Origin of the sequence: Actinomadura sp. NBRC 104412 (assembly GCF_030269515.1) — a bacterium.
Taxonomy (GTDB): Bacteria; Actinomycetota; Actinomycetes; order Streptosporangiales; family Streptosporangiaceae; genus Spirillospora.
Map to the genome: position 1 here is coordinate 229,185 of NZ_BSTM01000001.1, position 16,604 is coordinate 245,788.

General features: G+C 72.0%; 14 protein-coding genes. 7 read left to right on the forward strand and 7 right to left on the reverse strand.

Annotation, left to right across the window (positions count from 1 at the left end; all coding sequences use genetic code 11):
- Positions 1-9: 9 nt before the first annotated feature.
- A complete protein-coding gene (locus QSK21_RS01075; protein ID WP_285692847.1) occupies positions 10-990 on the forward strand; it encodes an NAD(P)-dependent alcohol dehydrogenase in 981 nt (326 codons plus the stop codon).
- 6 nt (positions 991-996) lie between these two features.
- Here QSK21_RS01075 and QSK21_RS01080 read toward each other — a convergent pair whose 3' ends face one another.
- On the reverse strand, positions 997-2,583 hold the full coding sequence (locus QSK21_RS01080) for an alkaline phosphatase D family protein (RefSeq protein ID WP_285692848.1): 1,587 nt from the start codon (positions 2,581-2,583) through the stop codon (positions 997-999).
- Positions 2,584-2,790: 207 nt separating this feature from the next.
- On the opposite strand from QSK21_RS01080, the gene QSK21_RS01085 reads away from it, so the two are divergent.
- Positions 2,791-3,585 carry an SAM-dependent methyltransferase gene (locus tag QSK21_RS01085; RefSeq protein WP_285692850.1) on the forward strand — a complete coding sequence of 265 codons (795 nt, stop codon included), beginning with the start codon at positions 2,791-2,793 and terminating at the stop codon, positions 3,583-3,585.
- An 11-nt stretch (positions 3,586-3,596) separates the two neighbouring features.
- Here the strand turns inward: QSK21_RS01085 and QSK21_RS01090 are convergent, their stop codons facing one another.
- The 4 genes from QSK21_RS01090 to QSK21_RS01105 all read right to left on the reverse strand — a co-directional run bounded on the left by QSK21_RS01090 (position 3,597) and on the right by QSK21_RS01105 (position 8,321).
- On the reverse strand, positions 3,597-4,469 hold the full coding sequence (locus QSK21_RS01090; protein WP_285692852.1) for an FAD binding domain-containing protein: 873 nt from the start codon (positions 4,467-4,469) through the stop codon (positions 3,597-3,599).
- Positions 4,456-4,938: a (2Fe-2S)-binding protein gene (locus tag QSK21_RS01095; protein WP_285692854.1), complete on the reverse strand. Its 483-nt coding sequence runs from the start codon at positions 4,936-4,938 to the stop codon at positions 4,456-4,458. The genes QSK21_RS01090 and QSK21_RS01095 overlap by 14 nt, the downstream gene beginning before the upstream one ends.
- On the reverse strand, positions 4,935-7,232 hold the full coding sequence (locus QSK21_RS01100) for a xanthine dehydrogenase family protein molybdopterin-binding subunit (RefSeq protein ID WP_285692855.1): 2,298 nt from the start codon (positions 7,230-7,232) through the stop codon (positions 4,935-4,937). The genes QSK21_RS01095 and QSK21_RS01100 overlap by 4 nt, the downstream gene beginning before the upstream one ends.
- Before the next feature lie 183 nt (positions 7,233-7,415).
- Complete coding sequence (locus QSK21_RS01105; RefSeq protein WP_285692858.1) at positions 7,416-8,321, reverse strand: Sco1979 family transcriptional regulator; 906 nt, start codon at positions 8,319-8,321, stop codon at positions 7,416-7,418.
- 320 nt (positions 8,322-8,641) lie between these two features.
- Here QSK21_RS01105 and QSK21_RS01110 point away from each other — a divergent pair, with 320 nt between their 5' ends.
- Together QSK21_RS01110 and QSK21_RS01115 are read left to right on the forward strand one after the other, a co-directional pair.
- Positions 8,642-9,655: an alcohol dehydrogenase catalytic domain-containing protein gene (locus QSK21_RS01110; RefSeq protein WP_285692860.1), complete on the forward strand. Its 1,014-nt coding sequence runs from the start codon at positions 8,642-8,644 to the stop codon at positions 9,653-9,655.
- A gap of 127 nt (positions 9,656-9,782) precedes the next feature.
- On the forward strand, positions 9,783-11,849 hold the full coding sequence (locus tag QSK21_RS01115; protein ID WP_285692862.1) for a SpoIIE family protein phosphatase: 2,067 nt from the start codon (positions 9,783-9,785) through the stop codon (positions 11,847-11,849).
- Between the two features lie 11 nt (positions 11,850-11,860).
- On the opposite strand, the gene QSK21_RS01120 is transcribed toward QSK21_RS01115, so the two are convergent.
- Together QSK21_RS01120 and QSK21_RS01125 are read right to left on the reverse strand one after the other, a co-directional pair.
- The gene (locus QSK21_RS01120; RefSeq protein WP_285692863.1) at positions 11,861-12,637 is read right to left on the reverse strand and encodes an IclR family transcriptional regulator; all 777 of its coding nucleotides are present in this window, start codon (positions 12,635-12,637) and stop codon (positions 11,861-11,863) included.
- A gap of 223 nt (positions 12,638-12,860) precedes the next feature.
- Positions 12,861-13,721, reverse strand: coding sequence for an MHYT domain-containing protein (locus QSK21_RS01125; RefSeq protein ID WP_285692866.1), 861 nt, complete (start codon positions 13,719-13,721; stop codon positions 12,861-12,863).
- A gap of 365 nt (positions 13,722-14,086) precedes the next feature.
- On the opposite strand from QSK21_RS01125, the gene QSK21_RS01130 reads away from it, so the two are divergent.
- Genes QSK21_RS01130 through QSK21_RS01140 form a run of 3 tightly spaced genes read left to right on the forward strand, consistent with a single transcriptional unit; the run spans position 14,087 to position 16,601 of the window.
- On the forward strand, positions 14,087-14,809 hold the full coding sequence (locus QSK21_RS01130; RefSeq protein WP_285692869.1) for a DUF4286 family protein: 723 nt from the start codon (positions 14,087-14,089) through the stop codon (positions 14,807-14,809).
- Complete coding sequence (locus QSK21_RS01135) at positions 14,806-15,645, forward strand: MBL fold metallo-hydrolase (protein ID WP_285692871.1); 840 nt, start codon at positions 14,806-14,808, stop codon at positions 15,643-15,645. The genes QSK21_RS01130 and QSK21_RS01135 overlap by 4 nt, the downstream gene beginning before the upstream one ends.
- Positions 15,642-16,601, forward strand: a complete 960-nt coding sequence (locus tag QSK21_RS01140; RefSeq protein ID WP_285692874.1) for a D-2-hydroxyacid dehydrogenase family protein — start codon at positions 15,642-15,644, stop codon at positions 16,599-16,601. The genes QSK21_RS01135 and QSK21_RS01140 overlap by 4 nt, the downstream gene beginning before the upstream one ends.
- The last annotated feature ends 3 nt before the right edge of the window (positions 16,602-16,604 follow it).

A 16,604-nucleotide genomic window follows, 5' to 3' on the forward strand; every position in this document is an offset into this window, starting at 1 on the left:
GGTTCGGTCATGAAGGCAGCGGTTGTCGCCAGATACGGCCCGCCCGACGTGGTCAGGATCGCCGAGGTCGAACGGCCTTCACCCGGTGAGGGACAGGTTCTCGTCAAGGTCCATGCGACCACGGTCAACCGGACGGACTGCGCCTACCGGAGGGCATATCCCTTCTTCATTCGGATGGTCAGCGGGATCGTCCGCCCGCGGCGCCGCATCCTGGGAACCGAGTTCGCCGGGGTCGTGGCGGCGGTCGGCGAAGGCGTCACGTCCTTCGCCGTGGGCGACCGGGTGTTCGGCTACAACGAGGGCCCGTTCGGAACGCACGCCGAATACGTGGCGGTGCGCGCGGACGGCATGATCGCGACAATGCCGGAGGGCACGACGTTCGCCGAGGCGGCGCCCGGCACCGAGGGCTCGCACTACGCCTACTCGTTCATCAAGTGCGCCGGGATCGAGGCCGGGCAGGCCGTCCTCATCAACGGGGCGACCGGCGCCATCGGCTCGGCGGCGGTACAACTGCTGAAAGCCCTCGATGTCACGGTCACCGCGGTCTGCGGCACGGCGAACCTGGACCTGGTGCGCGGACTCGGCGCCGACCGGGTCATCGACTACACGGCCGAGGACTTCACCAAGGACGCGCAGACCTACGACGTGGTGTTCGACGCGGTCGGCAAGAGCACGTTCGGCCGGTGCAAGCCGCTGCTGAAACCCGGCGGGACGTACGTGTCGTCCGATCTGGGCCCGGGATGGCAGAACCTGGTCCTGCCGCTGGCCACGCGACTACGGGGCGGGAAGCGGGTCAGGTTCCCGTTCCCGCGGAGCGGCCAGGAGGTGGTGCTGTACCTGCGGGACCTCATCGCCGACGGACGCTTCCGGCCGGTCATCGACCGGCGCTATCCGCTGGACGAGATCGCGGACGCCTACCGCTACGTCGAGACCGGCCAGAAGATCGGCAACGTGGTCATCGAGGTCGTGCCGCCGGACCCACCACACTGACCACCGCTAGATCCGCACGGCCCCGGGACGCCGGTCCTCGACGGCGAAGGACGCGAAGGTCGTCGCGGGCGCGTCGGCACGGCTGACGGTGGGGACCATGCGCAGGTCGGTCCGCCATTCCCGGGCGTTCACCGTGCAGGTGACGTAGCCGCGCCGGTCGCCGTCGAAGAACCTGATGTGCGGGTTCCACTTGATCATCGGGCCGTAGTAGGGCCCGTAGACCTCATCGTCGCCGTTGGTGCTGATGGACGTGCCGACGAACTCCGTCGCGACGACCGGCGCGCCGGGCCGGTCGAAGTCGCTGGTGATGTCGTTGACGAACGTGGAGTGCCAGTCGCCGGCGACCAGGACGGGGTTGCGCACCCTGGCCGAGGTGAAGGTGTCGGTGATCGCCCTCCGCGAGGCCGGGTAGCCGTCCCACGCGTCGTGCCAGATGATGTCGCCGGACGGGCCGTCGTGGTCGAGCCGTGCCATCATCACGCTGGTCGCGATGACGTTCCAGCGCGCGGACGAGCGGCGCAGACCGTCCAGAAGCCACTTCTCCTGCGTGGCGCCGAGCATGCTGCCCTTGGACGGATCGTTGCCGGCGTCGCACGACGGGGCCTCGCCCCAGCCGCACGGCGGCGCGGTGCGGTACTGGCGCGTGTCCAGCAGGTCGAACTGCGCGAGGCGTCCCCAGCGCAGCCTGCGGTAGAGGGTCAGCGAGCCGTTCCTGCGCGGCAGCGACCGGCGGCCCACCGGCTGGTGCTCGTACCAGGCCCGGTACGCGGCGACCCGGTTCGCGCTGATCGGATCGTCCTCGGCACCGGCGTAGTCGTTGACGACCTCGTGGTCGTCCCAGGTGACCAGCCACGGGAAGCGGGCGTGCGCGCGTTGCAGGTCCGGGTCGGACTTGTAGAGCGCGTACTGCATCCGCCACCGGGCGAGGTCACGCGGGCCTTGGCGCAGCACGTCGGGGGTGGGCGTCCTGCGCAGGCCCCCGTCCGCCGGGACACCGTATTCGTACACGTAGTCGCCGAGGTGCAGCACCAGGTCGAGGTCCTCCTCGGCCATGCTGCGGTACGCGGAGTAGTAGCCGTGCGACCAGTCCTGGCAGGAGGCGAAGGCGAAACGCATCGACATCAGAACGTCGCGTTCACGCGGCGCGGTGCGGGTGCGGCCCACCTCGGTGACCTCCCCGCGGTAGCGGAAACGGTAGTAGTACTCCCTGTCCGGTTGCAGACCCCGGACCTCGACGTGCACCGAGTGCGCGAGCTCGGGCAGGGCCGAGACCGTGCCGCCCTTGACGACCTTGCGCATGCGCGGGTCCAGGGCGACCTGCCAGTCGACCGGGACCGCGCGGCTCGGCATGCCGCCGTCCGGGCTGAACGGCTCGGGCACGAGCCGCGTCCACAGCACGACGCCGCCGGGCTCCGGGCAGCCCGAGGCGATGCCGAGCTTGAACGGGAACTCGCCGCCGCGGACGCGCGGAGCGGCGAGGGCGCCGCCTTCCAACGGGATCTGAGCGGCGGCCGCCAGCCCGGCGACCGCGCCGATGCCGCCCAGGAAACGGCGGCGGTCCACGGCGGAAAGAGGGGAGCTGTTCTTGGTCATGGCGGCAGATCACCGGATATCAGCGGCATGACGGCTGCACCCGGATGGCGCGGACATGACGCCTCGCCGAAACATCGGTGCCTCCGATGCGCGGCGAACTGGGCCGCCGCCGTCCGTGCCGCCAGGTCGGAGCAAGATCGGACGGATCCGGCGGTACGCCCGTTATAGTCGTGGCCACGCGCAAGCGGACAAGGCGGTGGAGCAGTCGTGGTGGGTCCGGAAGAGGCGCCCAAGAGAATCGACACCTCGACGCCCAACCATGCGCGGGTGTACGACTACTTCCTGGGCGGCAAGACCAACTACGAGGCCGACCGACTGGCGGCCGGGCGGATCGCCCGGTCGGCGCCGGACACCCCGGTGCTGGCGCGCGAGCTGCGGCAGTTCCTGGTCCGTGTGGTGCGGACGCTGTCCGAGGCGGGGATCAGGCAGTTCATCGACATCGGCACCGGCATCCCGACGTCCCCGAGCGTGCACGAGGTCGCCCGCACCGTCGATCCGGACGCGCGGGTGGTGTACGTCGACAACGACCCCGTGGTGGTCGTCCACGCCGACGCGCTGCTGGCCACGGACGCGGGGGTGGCGGCCGTCGAGGGCGACCTCCGCAAGCCGGAGCAGATTCTCGACGATCCCGCCGTCCGGCGGCTCATCGACTTCGGCGAGCCGGTCGGCATCCTGTGCATCGCCGTGTTCCATCTGGTCGCCGACCACGAGGACCCCGCCGGGATCGTGGCCGCGTATCGGGAGAGGATGGCACCCGGCAGCCACCTGGCGCTCGTGCAGTTCTCCGCCGACAGCGATCCGGAGGGGATCGCCGCGTTCAACGAGATCTACGCCGACTCGCCGGTCAAGGTGACCTTCCGGGAGCGGGAGCGGATCCGCGACCTCTTCGACGGCTTCGAGCTGCTGCCTCCCGGGCTGGTCGGGATCGAGGAGTGGCGGCCCGAGCGGGACCATCCGCGCACCCGGCTGAAGATCGCGGGCGGTGTGGGCGTCAAGCCCTGAGAAGCCCCGGGTCAGGTCGCCCGCACCCGGGCGAGGGCCTCGGTGAGCGCCCGGCGCGTGAAGACCTCGGCCATGGCGCGCTTGTACTCGGCCGTCCCGAGGGAGTCGGTCTCGGGCGCGATCTCGTCCCGCACCGCGGCGGCGGCCTCCGCGAACACCTCTCCGGTGGGGCGCGCGCCGAGCAGCGCGTCCTGCGCGGCCGGGGCGACGACGGTGGCGGGACCGGCGCCGACGAGCGCGAGACGGGCGTCGGCGATCCGCTCCCCCGCCTCGTCCAGGCCCAGCCGGACCGCCACGCCCACGGTCGGGTAGCCGCCCTCGGTCCCCGGCAGGTACTTGAGGTGGACCAGGGTGCTTCCGGCGGGCTGGAACGGGACGTGCACGTCGACGATCAGCTCGTCGGGCCGGACCGCGGTCGCGCCGTCCCCGGCATAGAGGTCACCGAAGCCGATGGTGCGCTCGCCCCTGGTGCTCACCAGGCGCAGGTCGGCGTCCAGCACCGCCAGCAGCGCGGGCAGGTCCAGGCGCGGGTCGCCGCAGGCGAGCGTGCCGCCGACGGTGGCCTGGTTGCGGATCCGGACGACCCCGATGCGCGCGAGCGCGTCCCCGAGCCCGGGGATGAGGCCGCCGACCGCGGACGCCGTCTCCAGGGTCCGCAGCGTGGCCCGCGCGCCGATGCGCAGGCCGCTGAAGTGGTGGTTCACCTCCGCGATGCCCGGTATCCGATGCAGGCCGAGCAGGACGCGCGGCGTGGCGATCCGCCGCCTCATGAGCGGGAGCAGGGCCGTCCCGCCGCCGAGCACCCTGGCGTCGGTGCCGTGCTCGGCCAGGATCTGCGCGGCCTCGGACAGGCGCGCGGGCGCCAGGAACTCAGGCTCGCTCATCGGCCGCCTTCCCCTCCCCGGCCGCGGCCAGCACGGCTTCGACGATCTTGTAGTAGCCGGTGCAGCGGCACAGGTTGCCGGCCATCCAGCGCGTCACCTCGTCGGGCGAGGGGTCCGGGGTCTCGTCCAGCAGTGCCCGCGCGGCGAGGATCTGGCCCGGCGTGCAGATGCCGCATTGGAAGCCGCCGTGCTCGACGAACGCCCGCTGAAGCGCGGACAGCTCACCGTCCTGGGCCACGCCCTCGATCGTGACGATCTCCCTGCCGTCGGCCATGACGGCGGGCAGCAGGCACGAGCTGATCATCTCCCCGTCGACGAGGACGGTGCAGGCGCCGCACGCGCCGGTGCCGCAGCCCTCCTTCGTCCCCGTCAGCCCCAGGTCGTGGCGGAGGCAGTCGAGCAGCCGGCGTGCCGCGGGCACGTCGAGCTGGTACTCCTTGCCGTTGACCGACAGCCGGACGCGCGTCACGAGGCCCTGCCTTCCTTGGCGTGCAGAGCGCGCCAGATCTTCTCGGCGGTGATCGGTGTGCTGGTGATCCGGACGCCGACCGCGTCGAAGACGGCGTTGGCGATGGCGGGCGCGGTGGCCGCCACCGTGTACTCGGCGATGGGACGGGCGCCGAACGGCCCGGGACCCGTCGCGTCCTCGACGAGCACCCTGGTCAGCGGCGGGACGTCGGCGGCCGTGGGGATCCGGTAGTCGACGAAGCTCCCGTTGGCGACATGGCCGTCCACGATCCGCAGCTCCTCCATGAGCGCGTACCCGAGCCCCTGGACGACGCCGCCCTCGATCTGCCCCTCGACCATCATCGGGTTGATCACCGTGCCGGGGTCGTTGGCGGTCGTCAGCCGCAGCACCCGCACCTGGCCGGTCTCGGGATCGACCTCGACCTCGGCGACCTGCGCGGAGAAGCATTCGGTCTCGGCCTCGTCACCCGGATGCAGGAACTGGCCGGGGACGGCGAACGGACCGTCGGCGGCCAGCGTCCCGGCGAGGTCGGCGAAGCCCAGCCTCCGCTCGCCGCCGGGGTGGGAGAACGTTCCACGCTCCAGCGTGACCTGCTCCGGAGGCACCCCGAACGACTCCGCGGCCGTCTCCTTGAGCCTGCCGGCCAGCTCCGCGCAGGCCGACGCGACCGCCTGCCCGTGGACGTAGGTGTGCCGGGACGCGCCCAGGCCCATGTCCCACGGCGACTCGTCGGTGCTGCCGGGGAGGATCCGCACCGCGTCCAGCGGCAGCGTCAGCAGCTCGGCGGCCACCTGCCGCAGCATCGTGTGGCTGCCGACGCCCGCGTCGGGGACGCCGGTGCGGACGGCGACCTCGCCGCCGGGGAGCAGCATCGCCACCGCCACCGAGAACCCGGTGCCGAGCTTCTGGTTGCTGACCGCCAGCCCGCGCCCGACCCGTCCGCCTCCGGGTGGGCTCGGCTTGGGCCCGTGCCAGCCCGCCGCGTCGACGGCGGCGTCCAGCACGGCCTGGAACTGGAGACCGGTCTTGCGGTGCCCGGCCGCCGACGGCTCGTCGTCGGCGAGCAGGTTCCGGCGGCGGAACTCGTACGGGTCCAGCCCGAGCTCCCCGGCGATGGCGTCCATGTGCGACTCCAGCGCGAAGATCACCTGGGGCTCGCCGGGCGCGCGCATGAACCCGGCCGGGACGTGGTTGGTGTAGACGCAGGCGGCGTCCATGAACACGTGCTCGAACCGGTAGCCGCCGCCGAGATGGCGGGGGCCCACCAGATGCACCTCGGGCCGCGGCTTGTAGGCGGCGTAGGCCCCGCCGTCGAAGATCGCCTCGGCGCGGTGGGCGACGAGCGTCCCGTCCCGGCGCACGCCGGTCTTCATGCGGATGACCGAGCCGTGCCGCGTGCTCGCCGCGGCGAACTCCTCGTCGTAGTCCATCGCGAAGCGCACCGGGCGGCCCGTCAGCCTGGCCAGGTGGTACGCCAGCGGGGCGTCGCGCAGGTCGCCCTTGCCGCCGAAGTCGCCGCCGATCCGGACGAACTCGAAGACGATGTCGTCCTCCGGCACCCCGATGGCCTGGGCGAGCCACGCCCGGCCGGGGAACGGGTTCTTGTGCGTCATCCACACCTGGACCCGGCCGTCCTCCCCGATCCGCACCGTGGACACCGAGGGCTCGAGGTAGCCCTGGTGGGTCGGGGGCGTCCTGAACTCGTTCTCGAAGACGAGGTCCGACTCGGCGAAGCCCTGCTCGACGTCGCCGTGGCCCCACTTCACGTACGACTGGACGTTCGGCACGTCATCGGGGATGAGATGCGGAAGCGGCCAGGCCGGCGGCGGGTCGGGCACGTACCCGTAGGACCGGACGTCGGGATGCAGGACGGGCGCGCCTTCGGAGGTCGCCTCGACCGGGTCGAACACCGCGGGCAGCGGCTCGTACTCGACGTCGATCAGCTCCACGGCCGCGGCGGCGATCTCCACCGAGTCGGCGGCGACGGCCGCCACGCGATCGCCCGCGAACCGCACCACGTCCCGGGCGAGCAGGGGCAGGTCGCGGAACATGCGTCCCACCATGGTCGGCGGTGCGTCCCGCCCGGTGAGCACCGCGTGCACGCCCTCCAGTTCCCGTGCGCGGGAGGCGTCCACCGACACGATGCGCGCGTGCGGGTGCGGTGAGCGCAGCGTCCTGCCCCACAGCATTCCCGGGACCGTCACGTCCGCCGCGTACAGCGCCTCACCTGTGACCTTGGACGGGCCCTCGATCCGGGGAATGCGTTTACCAATATGGCTCGTCGTATCGGTCACGGCCGCACCTTGTGAACGCACAGGCCATTGGCCTGCGATCTGCCGAACGCAGAAAGGGGGGACAATGGGGGGACAACCTTCGCGAGGCTAATAGTGGCTCCTGGAGAGGTCAAGGGAGTCCGGCAAGGCGATGCACGAGTCGTTATCCGGGGCGTTTGTGTTTCCGTTCCCCGGGCCGGGTGCTCAGGTCGCGGCGAGGATTTCCTCCAGCAGGCGACGACCGGCGGCCACGGACCCGGCCTCGATGCAGAGCCGGTCCATGATCTCCATGTAGTCGTCCACGTCCCTGGGCTTGTCCAGGTACAGCGCGCTGTTGATCTGCTCGATGTAGACGACGTTGGCCAGGTCGGGCTCGGGGAACTGCAGAATGGTGAACGGCCCGCCCGCGGCGGCGTGCCCGCCGGCGTCGAACGGGACGATCTGCACGGTGACGTTGGGCAGCTCGGTGATCTCGATCAGATGCCGTAGCTGCTCCCGCATGACCTCCCGGCCGCCCAGCGGGCGGCGCAGGGCGGCCTCGTCGAGCACGGTCCACAGCTTGGGCGCGTTGGGCTCGGTGAGCAGCCGCTGCCGCGCGATCCTGAGACCGACCCGATGCTCGATCTCCTCGGGCGGCGCGCCGGTGTGGCGGAGCAGGATGACGGCGCGGGCGTAGTCGGGGACCTGGAGGAGCCCGGGGATGAACTGCACCTCGTACGTGCGGATGGCCGAGGCGACCTCTTCGAGCCCGATGTAGGTCTCGAACCAGGAGGGCAGGATGTCGCTGTAGCGATGCCACCAGCCCTGGGTCCGGGCCCGCCGGGCCAGTTCGAGGATCGCCTCCCGCTCCAGCTCGTCCCGGACCCCGTACAGCGTCAGCAGGTCCGCGACATCGCGTTCCTTGGCGCTGTTGCGCCCCAGCTCAAGCCGGCTGATCTTGGAGTGGGTGGCGCGGATCGCCGCGCCCGCCTCTTCCCTGGAGATGCCGCGCGCCTCTCGCAGCCTGCGCAGTTGGGCGCCCAGCAGGATGCGCAGCGCCGTCGACCCCGTGCGGGGTTGGGGAACAGGATTTCCTGCGCTCATGGTCTCGCTCAACCGGGTCGGGTTCATGGCTTCTCCTCCGGCGGAGTCACCCAACGATGCCGCGCCGCCCACCTCGCGGCCGACTCGATCTGGCCGTGCCTTTCCCTCCCCTCGGCACTATCCAGGAACAGTACTCGGGTTCGCCGAAAACACCAGAGCATTGCACGAATTCGGACTGACACCCCTCTTACCGGCGGTGGCCGGCCTCTCTATAGTCCGCAGGTGTGGACGCGGACGACCCGGGGATCCTCTCCACCTGGTCCGCTGCCGCTTAGCGGTCCCGTGACCACTTCCACACCGGCGACCACTTACGGTTCCGCCACCGCTTACACCGATGGGAAACGTCAATGCGCGCAGCAGTCGCCACCGGGCCGAACACCCGGCTGTCCTTGACCGACCGCGAGGTTCCCGAGCCCGGGCCGGGAGAAGTCCTGGTGAAGGTCATCGCCTGTGGAATGTGCTACTCGGATGTGAACCTGATACGCGGGCGCGTTCCGTTCGCCCGGTTCCCCGTCGTCCCCGGGCATGAGATCACCGGCACGGTCGCCGCGGTCGGCGACGGGGTGCCGGGCCTGTCCACCGGTGACACGGTCGGTGGCCAGTGGCTGTACGACTCGGACGGGTCCTGCGACTACTGCGTGCGCGGCGACCAGATCCTCTGCCCGCGCAGGCGCGTCACCGGCATCGTCGTGGACGGCGGGTACGCCGAGTACGTCCTGCTCAAGGGCGGGTTCACGACCCCGCTTCCGGACGGGCTCGACCCGGTCGCGGCGGCGCCGCTGATGTGCGCGGGCCTGACCGCCTTCAACGGCCTGAGGGTGGCCGGGGCTGGGCCGGGCTCGCGGGTGGCGGTCATCGGCACCGGCGGTATCGGTGCGCTCGCCATCCGGTACGCCGCCGCGATGGGCGCCCGGGTCGCGGCGATCGGACGGTCGTCCCGCGGCGAGGAGAGGGCGAGGAGGCTCGGCGCGGAGCTGTTCGTCGCCGGCTCCGAGACCGACGCGGCCGAGGCGCTGAAGGCGTGGGGCGGCGGTGCGGACGTCATCCTGAACTCCGCCCCGACCAACGCGCCCGCCTCCGCCGTCCTGACCGGCCTGGCACCGGACGGGACGCTGGTGCTCTGCGGTTACGACGGCGCGCCGCTGACGCTGGAGGTCCCCCCGATGGTGCGCGACCGGCTGCGCGTCATGGCCACGCCGTCCGGCTCGCCCCACGACACCCGGGACACGCTGGCCTTCTCGGCGCATCACGGCATCCTGCCCGAGATCGAGCGCATCGGGATCGACGACGCCCCGGCGACGCTGGAGGCCATGGCCGGCGGGTCCCTGCACGGTGTCCGCCGCGTCATCACCTTCGGCTGACCGCCGGGCGGCGTACCCGGACCGCCCGGGCCGTTCACGGGACGGCAAAGTCTCGGCACCCATCCGCGATGGCGTGTTTGTCCCGTCATCCGGTGCGTAAGTCTCCAGTGGGCGATTGGACATTCGGATGGCCACACCTGACGAGACGGCGGGCGGTAAGGCGGGCGCGACGGCAGGCGGTACGGAGGCGTCGGACGCGGCGGAGGTGGCGAGGCCCGCGATCACCGTCCTGAACGGCGCGGGCCGGGTGGTCGGGTGGACGCGGGCCGCCGAGGCGCTCCTCGGGTTCCGCGCCGAGGACATCCTCGGCCATCCCGGCGGCGAGCTCCTCGCGGGAGAGGGCGACGCCTCCCGGATCTGGAGCCGGGACGGCGGCAGCGGCGACATCGAGTACCGGTCGGGTCTCGAAGAGCTCCGTCACCGCGACGGCCGAAGGACCCTGGTCCACCTTGAGCGGTCGCGGCTCCTCGTCCCGAGAGGACCGCACGACTGGCTCGTGCGCGCGCTGCCCGCGAGCGCGGACGGCGACGGGACCTCGGTGCTGGAACCGCTGCTGACCCGCGCCCCCGTGGTCGTGGCCGTCTGGGACCGCGACCTGCGGTGCGTCTGGCTGAACGAGGGCGCGCACCAACTGCGCGACGTGTTCCCCTATTTCCGGGTCGGCGGCCAGTTGACGCAGATCCCTCCCGACGCGGACGCCCCCGTCCCGCCGAACCTGATCCGGGAGGTGCTCGACGGCGGCGAGGCCGTGATCGACCGCGAGTCCCGCTGGTCGCTGGCCGGTGAGGACGAGGAGCGCTCCCTGTCGACCTTCCTGTTCCGCGTGGAGGGGGTGGACGGGCGTCCCCTGGGCGTGTGCCTGCTGGCCATCGACATCACGCACAGCATGGCGCGGGAGCGCCTCGCCCTGCTGCGCGAGGCCAGCGTCCGGGTCGGGACCACGCTCGACGTCATGCGGACCGCGCAGGAACTGGCGGACCTGGCCGTGCCGGGCTTCGCCGACTACGTGACCGTCGACCTGTCGGAGTCGGTCCTCCCCGGCCCCGAGCCCCTGGACCATCTGGACACCGCGGACGCGGGCCGGCCGGTGTTCCGCCGCGCGGCGCTGGCCTCGATCCACGGCGAGGTCCCCGGTCCGCTCTGGCCGGCCGGGCAGGTGGTCTACGTGCCGGAGAACTCGCCGTTCACCCGTGTCCTGGAAACCGGCCACTCCTACCTCGAACCGGTGCTGGACACCTCGCCCGACGGCTGGCTCAGCCACGACCCGCACCGCGCCAGGGTCGTCCATGAGACCGGCATGCACACCCTGGTCATCGTTCCGTTGAAGGCACGCGGGAACATCCTGGGCGTCGCCGCGTTCCTGCGCACCGACAACGAGACGTCCTTCACGAGGGACGACCAGATCCTCGCGGAGGAACTCGCCGACCGCGCGGCGCTGAGCCTGGACAGCGCCCGCCAGTACACGCGCGAGCACACCGCGGCCCTGACCCTGCAACGCCACCTCCTGCCGAGCCGCGTCTCGGGCGGGGACGCCATGGACGTGGCCTCGTACTACATGCCGTCCACGCGCTATGAGGGCGTCGGGGGCGACTGGTACGACACGATCGCCCTGCCCGGGTCCCGCGTCGCCCTGGTCATCGGCGATGTGACCGGGCACGGCATCGCCGCGGCCGCGAGCATGGGGCGCCTGCGCACCGCCATGCGCACCCTCGCCTACCAGGACCTGCCGCCGGACGAGCTGCTGGCCCGCCTGGACGGCGTGTTCGCGCGCGAGGCGGAGGAGGAGGACCGCGACTCCCCCATCGCCGCGACCGTCCTGCTGGCGCTGTACGATCCGGCGGCCGGGCAGTGCACGATGGCCTCGGCGGGGCACCCGCCGCCCGCGCTGATGGACCCGGACGGCTCGATCACCTTCCCGGACGTTCCCCCCGGCACTCCGATCGGGCTGGGCATGGGAACGCACCGGTCGATGGACCTCGACCTCGCCGAGGGGACGCTGATGGTGCTCTACACCGACGGCCTGATCGAGCGCCGCGAGTCCGACCTCGACCAGGGCATGAACCGCCTGGGCGCCGCGCTCGCCGGCTCGCGGGGGCCGCTGCCGGAGAGGTGCAGGCATGTGGTCGACACCCTGGTGGGCGAGGACGCGGAAGACGACGTGACGCTTCTGCTGGCCCGCACCCGCGCGACGTAGCCCCTAGGCGCTCATGCCCTGGTCAGAGCGTCCTCGACGGTCCGGGCGGCCTCGATGAGGACCGGCGCCCACCGTTCGGCGGCGGCGCGGTCGAAGCGGCTGGACGGCACCACCAGGGCGATCGCGCCGAGCGGCGCTCCCGCCGGGTCGCGCACGGCGGCGGCGACGGCGCAGATCCCCTGCTCGCTCTCCTCCAGGTTGACCGCGTACCCGTCCCGGCGGACGGCCGCCAGCTCGGCGCGCAGCCGTTCGCGGGTCGGCCGCGTCCCCGCCGTCAGCACGGGAAGGTCCTCGGCGGGGAAGCGCGAGTCCAGGTCGTCCTCGGGGAGCGCCGCCAGCAGCGCCTTGCCGCCCGCCGTCGCGCCGGCGGGCAGGACGAGGCCGGTGCGGTCGCCGACCCGTACCGCGCGGGTGCCCTCAAGGCACTCGACGAACCGGACGCTCTGCCCTTCGAGGACGGACAGGCTCACCGTCTCCCCGGTCCGCCGCCGCAGCTCCTCGAGCATCGGCGCGGCGGCGCGGCGGACGTCCAGCCGCTCGTTCGCGACCAGGCCGATCTTGGTGAGGGCGGGGCCGATCCGGTACGCGGCGTTCCCCTTGTCCTGGGCGGCGAACTCGTGCTTCTTGAGCGTCGCCAGCAGGCGGTGCGCGGTGGAGCGGGCGATGCCGAGCTCGGCCGCCGCGTCCGCGACGCGGAGGCTGGGGCGGGCGCTGAGCAGGACGAGGATGCGCAGCGCGTTGTCGACCGAACTGAGTCCCGGCGACGAGGAGCCCCCACTATTCGACATAGAGGAATAGTATGCTGCCGTTGTTCAAAGTCAAGGGACGGTAGCCGTCCGGCGGGCGCTCAGCGGTTGGCCCGATAGTTGCACATCGAGACCCGGTCGCCGGCTCCAGATGCGGCACCCGGTCCAGTTGTCACCAGAAGGTCGTGCTCGGAGCCGAAGTGGTGGTCGATCAACCCCGGGCTGACCCCGGCGGCCTCGGCGAGGTCGCGGCACGGGTCCGCCGTCAGGCGTCGAACCACTGGTTCGTCGTCTTCTTCGGCTGCGGCCGCGGGGCGGGCGCCTCCTGGGACGGGGCGGCCGGCTCACGGCGCCGCGCGAGCTCCTGCGTGCGGCGGTCCAGGTCGGCCGCGTGGACCATCTCCGCCTCGCCGGGGAACACCGTCACGATGACCAGGAGGACGACCGCCACGACGCTCACCCCGACGACCAGCGGCATCAGCAGGTCGATGGCGCCGGCCCCGGTCGGCCCGGCCGCGCCCGCCGCGGGGCGCACGTTCAGCGCGGCCATGCCGGTGTAGTGCATGCCGCTGACCGCCACACCCATGATCATCGCGGCGGCGCCGGTCGCGAGCGTGCCGCGGACCCGTAGCGTGAACCAGAGCGCGGCGGTGGCCGCCACCACGGCGATCAGCACCGACAGCAGCACGATGCCGGGGGTGTAGGAGACCTCGGCCGCCAGGTTCATGGCGGCCATGCCCGTGTAGTGCATCGCGGCGACGCCGAGCCCGGTGACGAACCCGGCGGGCAGCACGACGATCGCCTTCGGGCCGCCGAACCCGGCCATGAAGGTCCCCACGCCGACCACCGCGATCGCGATGACCGCGCTGAGCAGCGTGAGCCCGACGTCGTACCGGATCTCCATGCCGGACACGGTGAAGCCGAGCATGGCGATGAAGTGCATGACCCAGATGCCGGTCCCTCCGATCGCCACCGCCGCCAGCGCCAGCCAGGAGGCCCGCGACAGACCCGAGGCCGCCCGCGCCCGCGAGGTGCACTGGAGGCCGATCAGCGAACCGATGAACGACATCACGTACGCGGCGACAGGAGTGAGAACCCCGTAACTGAAATGGTGCACCTGTGACATGAACGCCCCCGCCCCCCGAAAACCGTCCCGCTCCCAGCGTGACGGACCCCTGATCAAATCGGAGGGATCCTACCGGTTTTTGGCACGTTCCCGTTGACCGCATGCGGCCCCTGACCAGGCATTGAACGATCATGACCGGCGGGTCAAGCCGCCACGCCGGACGTGCGGCCGTGCACTCTCCGTGACCGTTCCGGGCGGCACGCACCCCAGGTCGCCCCGGTCCGGCCGGAAGCGGATCATCGCGGCCCAGCAAACCTAACAAGCGCTTGATTCTAGGCCGTCGCCCGCCCTACGCTGCACCGGAGCGCGGTGATCTCTTGCGGGCCGGAAATCGGTTCCGGCCGGGTCGCCGGGGAGGAGGCGCCGTGGCCGAGCAGCGCATCGGGGCGAACCTGCTACAGCTTCGCTGGAACGTGCCGCCGGAGAAGGTCGCGGATTTCGAGGCGTGGTACGACGAGGAGCATCTGGCCGACATGGCGGCGGTCCCGGGGATCCTCGGCGGTCGGCGGTTCGCGCGGGTGGAGACCGGATTCTCCAGCCCCACCCAGTTCGGCTTCCTGACCCTCTACCAGCTCGCCGACCTGGGGGCGCTCACCCGGCCCGAGTTCCAGGCCCTGGTGGACGACCCCAGCCCGTGGACCCGCCGCGTCGCGTTCGACCTCGGCCTCTCCCGTACCGTCTACGAACGGATCGGCCCGTTCGCGGCGGGCGACGCCACACAGCCGGTCGGCTCGGCGCTGCTGCACGTCATGATGGCCGCCGAGCCCTCCGTCGTGGACGACTTCAACTCCTGGTACGACGAGGAGCACGTACCGGCGATCCTGGGCGCGCCCGGGGTGCTGAGCGCCCGGCGGTTCGCCGCCGTCCCCGACGACTCCGGTTACAACGGGGAGAACCCTGAGGCCGATCACACCTTCCTCGCGGTGTACGAGCTGGCCGACGCCGGAGTCGTCGACGATCCGGCCTTCCGCAAGGCGGGCTCCCCGACGCCCCGCCGCGAGCGCCTGGGCACGGCCGTCCGCTCGCACGTCCAGGTCTACCGGCAGGTCTTCCCCAAGGAGGGCGCGTTCGAGGGGAGCGGATCGTGAAGGTCGGAGGCATCGCCGTCACGCCCGTCGACGACGGCATCGGGCACGTCACGCCCGGCCAGCTCTACGCGGCCGGAAGCGGTGGCCGCGAGGGCAAGGGGACCCGCGACGAGGACTGGGAGGAGCACCGCGAGTTCCTGTCCCCCGACGGCGAGCTGGAGATGCCGGTCGGGACGTTCGTGATCCGCTCCGGCGACCGGCTGATGCTGGTCGACGCGGGCTACGGACCGCAGGCGCCGCCGACCGTCTCCGGCCCCCGCCTCCCCGAGAACCTGGCCGCCGCGGGCGTCCGTCCCGAGGACGTCACGGACGTGGTCCTCACCCACCTGCACGCCGACCACATCGGCTGGTGCGCCGTCGAGGGCGAGGCGACCTTCCCCTCCGCCACCTACCGCTGCGCCGAAGCGGACTGGACCCGTTTCGTGGACGGCGCGGGCGACGAGAACGCACCCGACGCGAAGTACCGCGAGGTGGCGGCCGCGACGCTCGGCCCGATCAAGAACCGTTTCGAGATGTTCGCGGGCGAGACGACGCTCGCGCCCGGGGTCGATATCGTGCCCGCCCCCGGCCACACCCCCGGAAGCTCGATGATCGTCCTGAGCGGCGGCGGCGAGCGGGCCCTGCTGATCGGGGACGTCGTCCACCACCCCGTCCAGCTCCTGGACGACGCCTGGGAGCGGGTGATCGACGTCGACGAGGCGCGGGCCCGCGCCATGCAGATCGCGGTCGCGCGGGACCTCGTCCGCGACGGGACACCCGTGGTCGGCGCGCACTTCCCCGGCTTGCGTTTCGGGCGCGTCGTCCGGGACGGGAACAGGCGACGATGGGCGGCATGACCTTCCGTATCGCCGTACTCGACGACTATCAGAACGTCGCCCTCGACCTGGCGGACTGGGACTCGCTCGGCCCGGACGTCACGGTCGTCCCCTTCCACGACCATGTGGCGGACGAGGACGCCCTGGTCGCACGCCTGGAGCCGTACGACGCCATCGTGGCGATGCGCGAGCGCACGCCCTTCCCCGCCCGCGTCCTGCGGAGGCTGCCCAACCTGCGGCTGCTGGTCACGACGGGCTTCGTCAACGCGGCGATCGACGTCCCGGCGGCGCGCGAGCTCGGCATCACCGTCTGCGGCACCGAGGGGCTCGCGGGCATGGTGTCGACGGTCGAGCTGACCTGGGGCCTCATCCTCGCGCTGGCGCGGCGGATCCCGCAGCAGGACGCGGTCGTCCGGTCCGGCGGGTGGCAGCTCGGTCTGGGCATGCTCCTCCAGGGCAAGACCCTCGGGGTGCTCGGGCTCGGCAACATCGGCCGCGCGGTCATCCCGGTCGGCCGGGCGTTCGGCATGCGCGTGACGGCCTGGAGCCGCAACCTCACGCCCGAGAAGGCCGCCGAGGCCGGTGCGGAGTACCGTCCCCGCGAGGCGTTCTTCGCCGAGGCCGACGTGGTGACCGTCCACCTCAAGCTCGGCCCCGGCTCGCACGGCTACGTGACCCGGGACGACCTGCGCCGCATGCGGCCGACGGCGCTCCTGGTCAACACCTCGCGCGGTCCGCTGATCGACGAGGAGGCGCTCGCCGAGGCGCTGCGCGAGGGGTGGATCGGCGGGGCCGCGCTCGACGTCTACGGCACCGAGCCGCTGCCGCCCGGCCACGAGCTGCGCCACCTGCCGGGCACCGTCCTGTCGCCGCACGTCGGATACGTCACCGAAGACAGTTACCGGGGCTACTTCGCCCAGATCGTCGAGGACGTGGCCGCCTTCCTCAAGGGGAAGCCGATCCGCGAACTCGGCTAGGAC

Coding starts and splice junctions, on each gene's coding strand:
- QSK21_RS01075 (WP_285692847.1), top strand. CDS start 10: ATGAAGGCAGCGGTTGTCGCCAGATACGGCCCGCCCGACGTGGTCAGG.
- QSK21_RS01080 (WP_285692848.1), bottom strand. CDS start 2,583: ATGACCAAGAACAGCTCCCCTCTTTCCGCCGTGGACCGCCGCCGTTTC.
- QSK21_RS01090 (WP_285692852.1), bottom strand. CDS start 4,469: ATGAGCGAGCCTGAGTTCCTGGCGCCCGCGCGCCTGTCCGAGGCCGCG.
- QSK21_RS01105 (WP_285692858.1), bottom strand. CDS start 8,321: ATGAACCCGACCCGGTTGAGCGAGACCATGAGCGCAGGAAATCCTGTT.
- QSK21_RS01110 (WP_285692860.1), top strand. CDS start 8,642: ATGCGCGCAGCAGTCGCCACCGGGCCGAACACCCGGCTGTCCTTGACC.
- QSK21_RS01115 (WP_285692862.1), top strand. CDS start 9,783: ATGGCCACACCTGACGAGACGGCGGGCGGTAAGGCGGGCGCGACGGCA.
- QSK21_RS01120 (WP_285692863.1), bottom strand. CDS start 12,637: ATGTCGAATAGTGGGGGCTCCTCGTCGCCGGGACTCAGTTCGGTCGAC.
- QSK21_RS01125 (WP_285692866.1), bottom strand. CDS start 13,721: ATGTCACAGGTGCACCATTTCAGTTACGGGGTTCTCACTCCTGTCGCC.
- QSK21_RS01140 (WP_285692874.1), top strand. CDS start 15,642: ATGACCTTCCGTATCGCCGTACTCGACGACTATCAGAACGTCGCCCTC.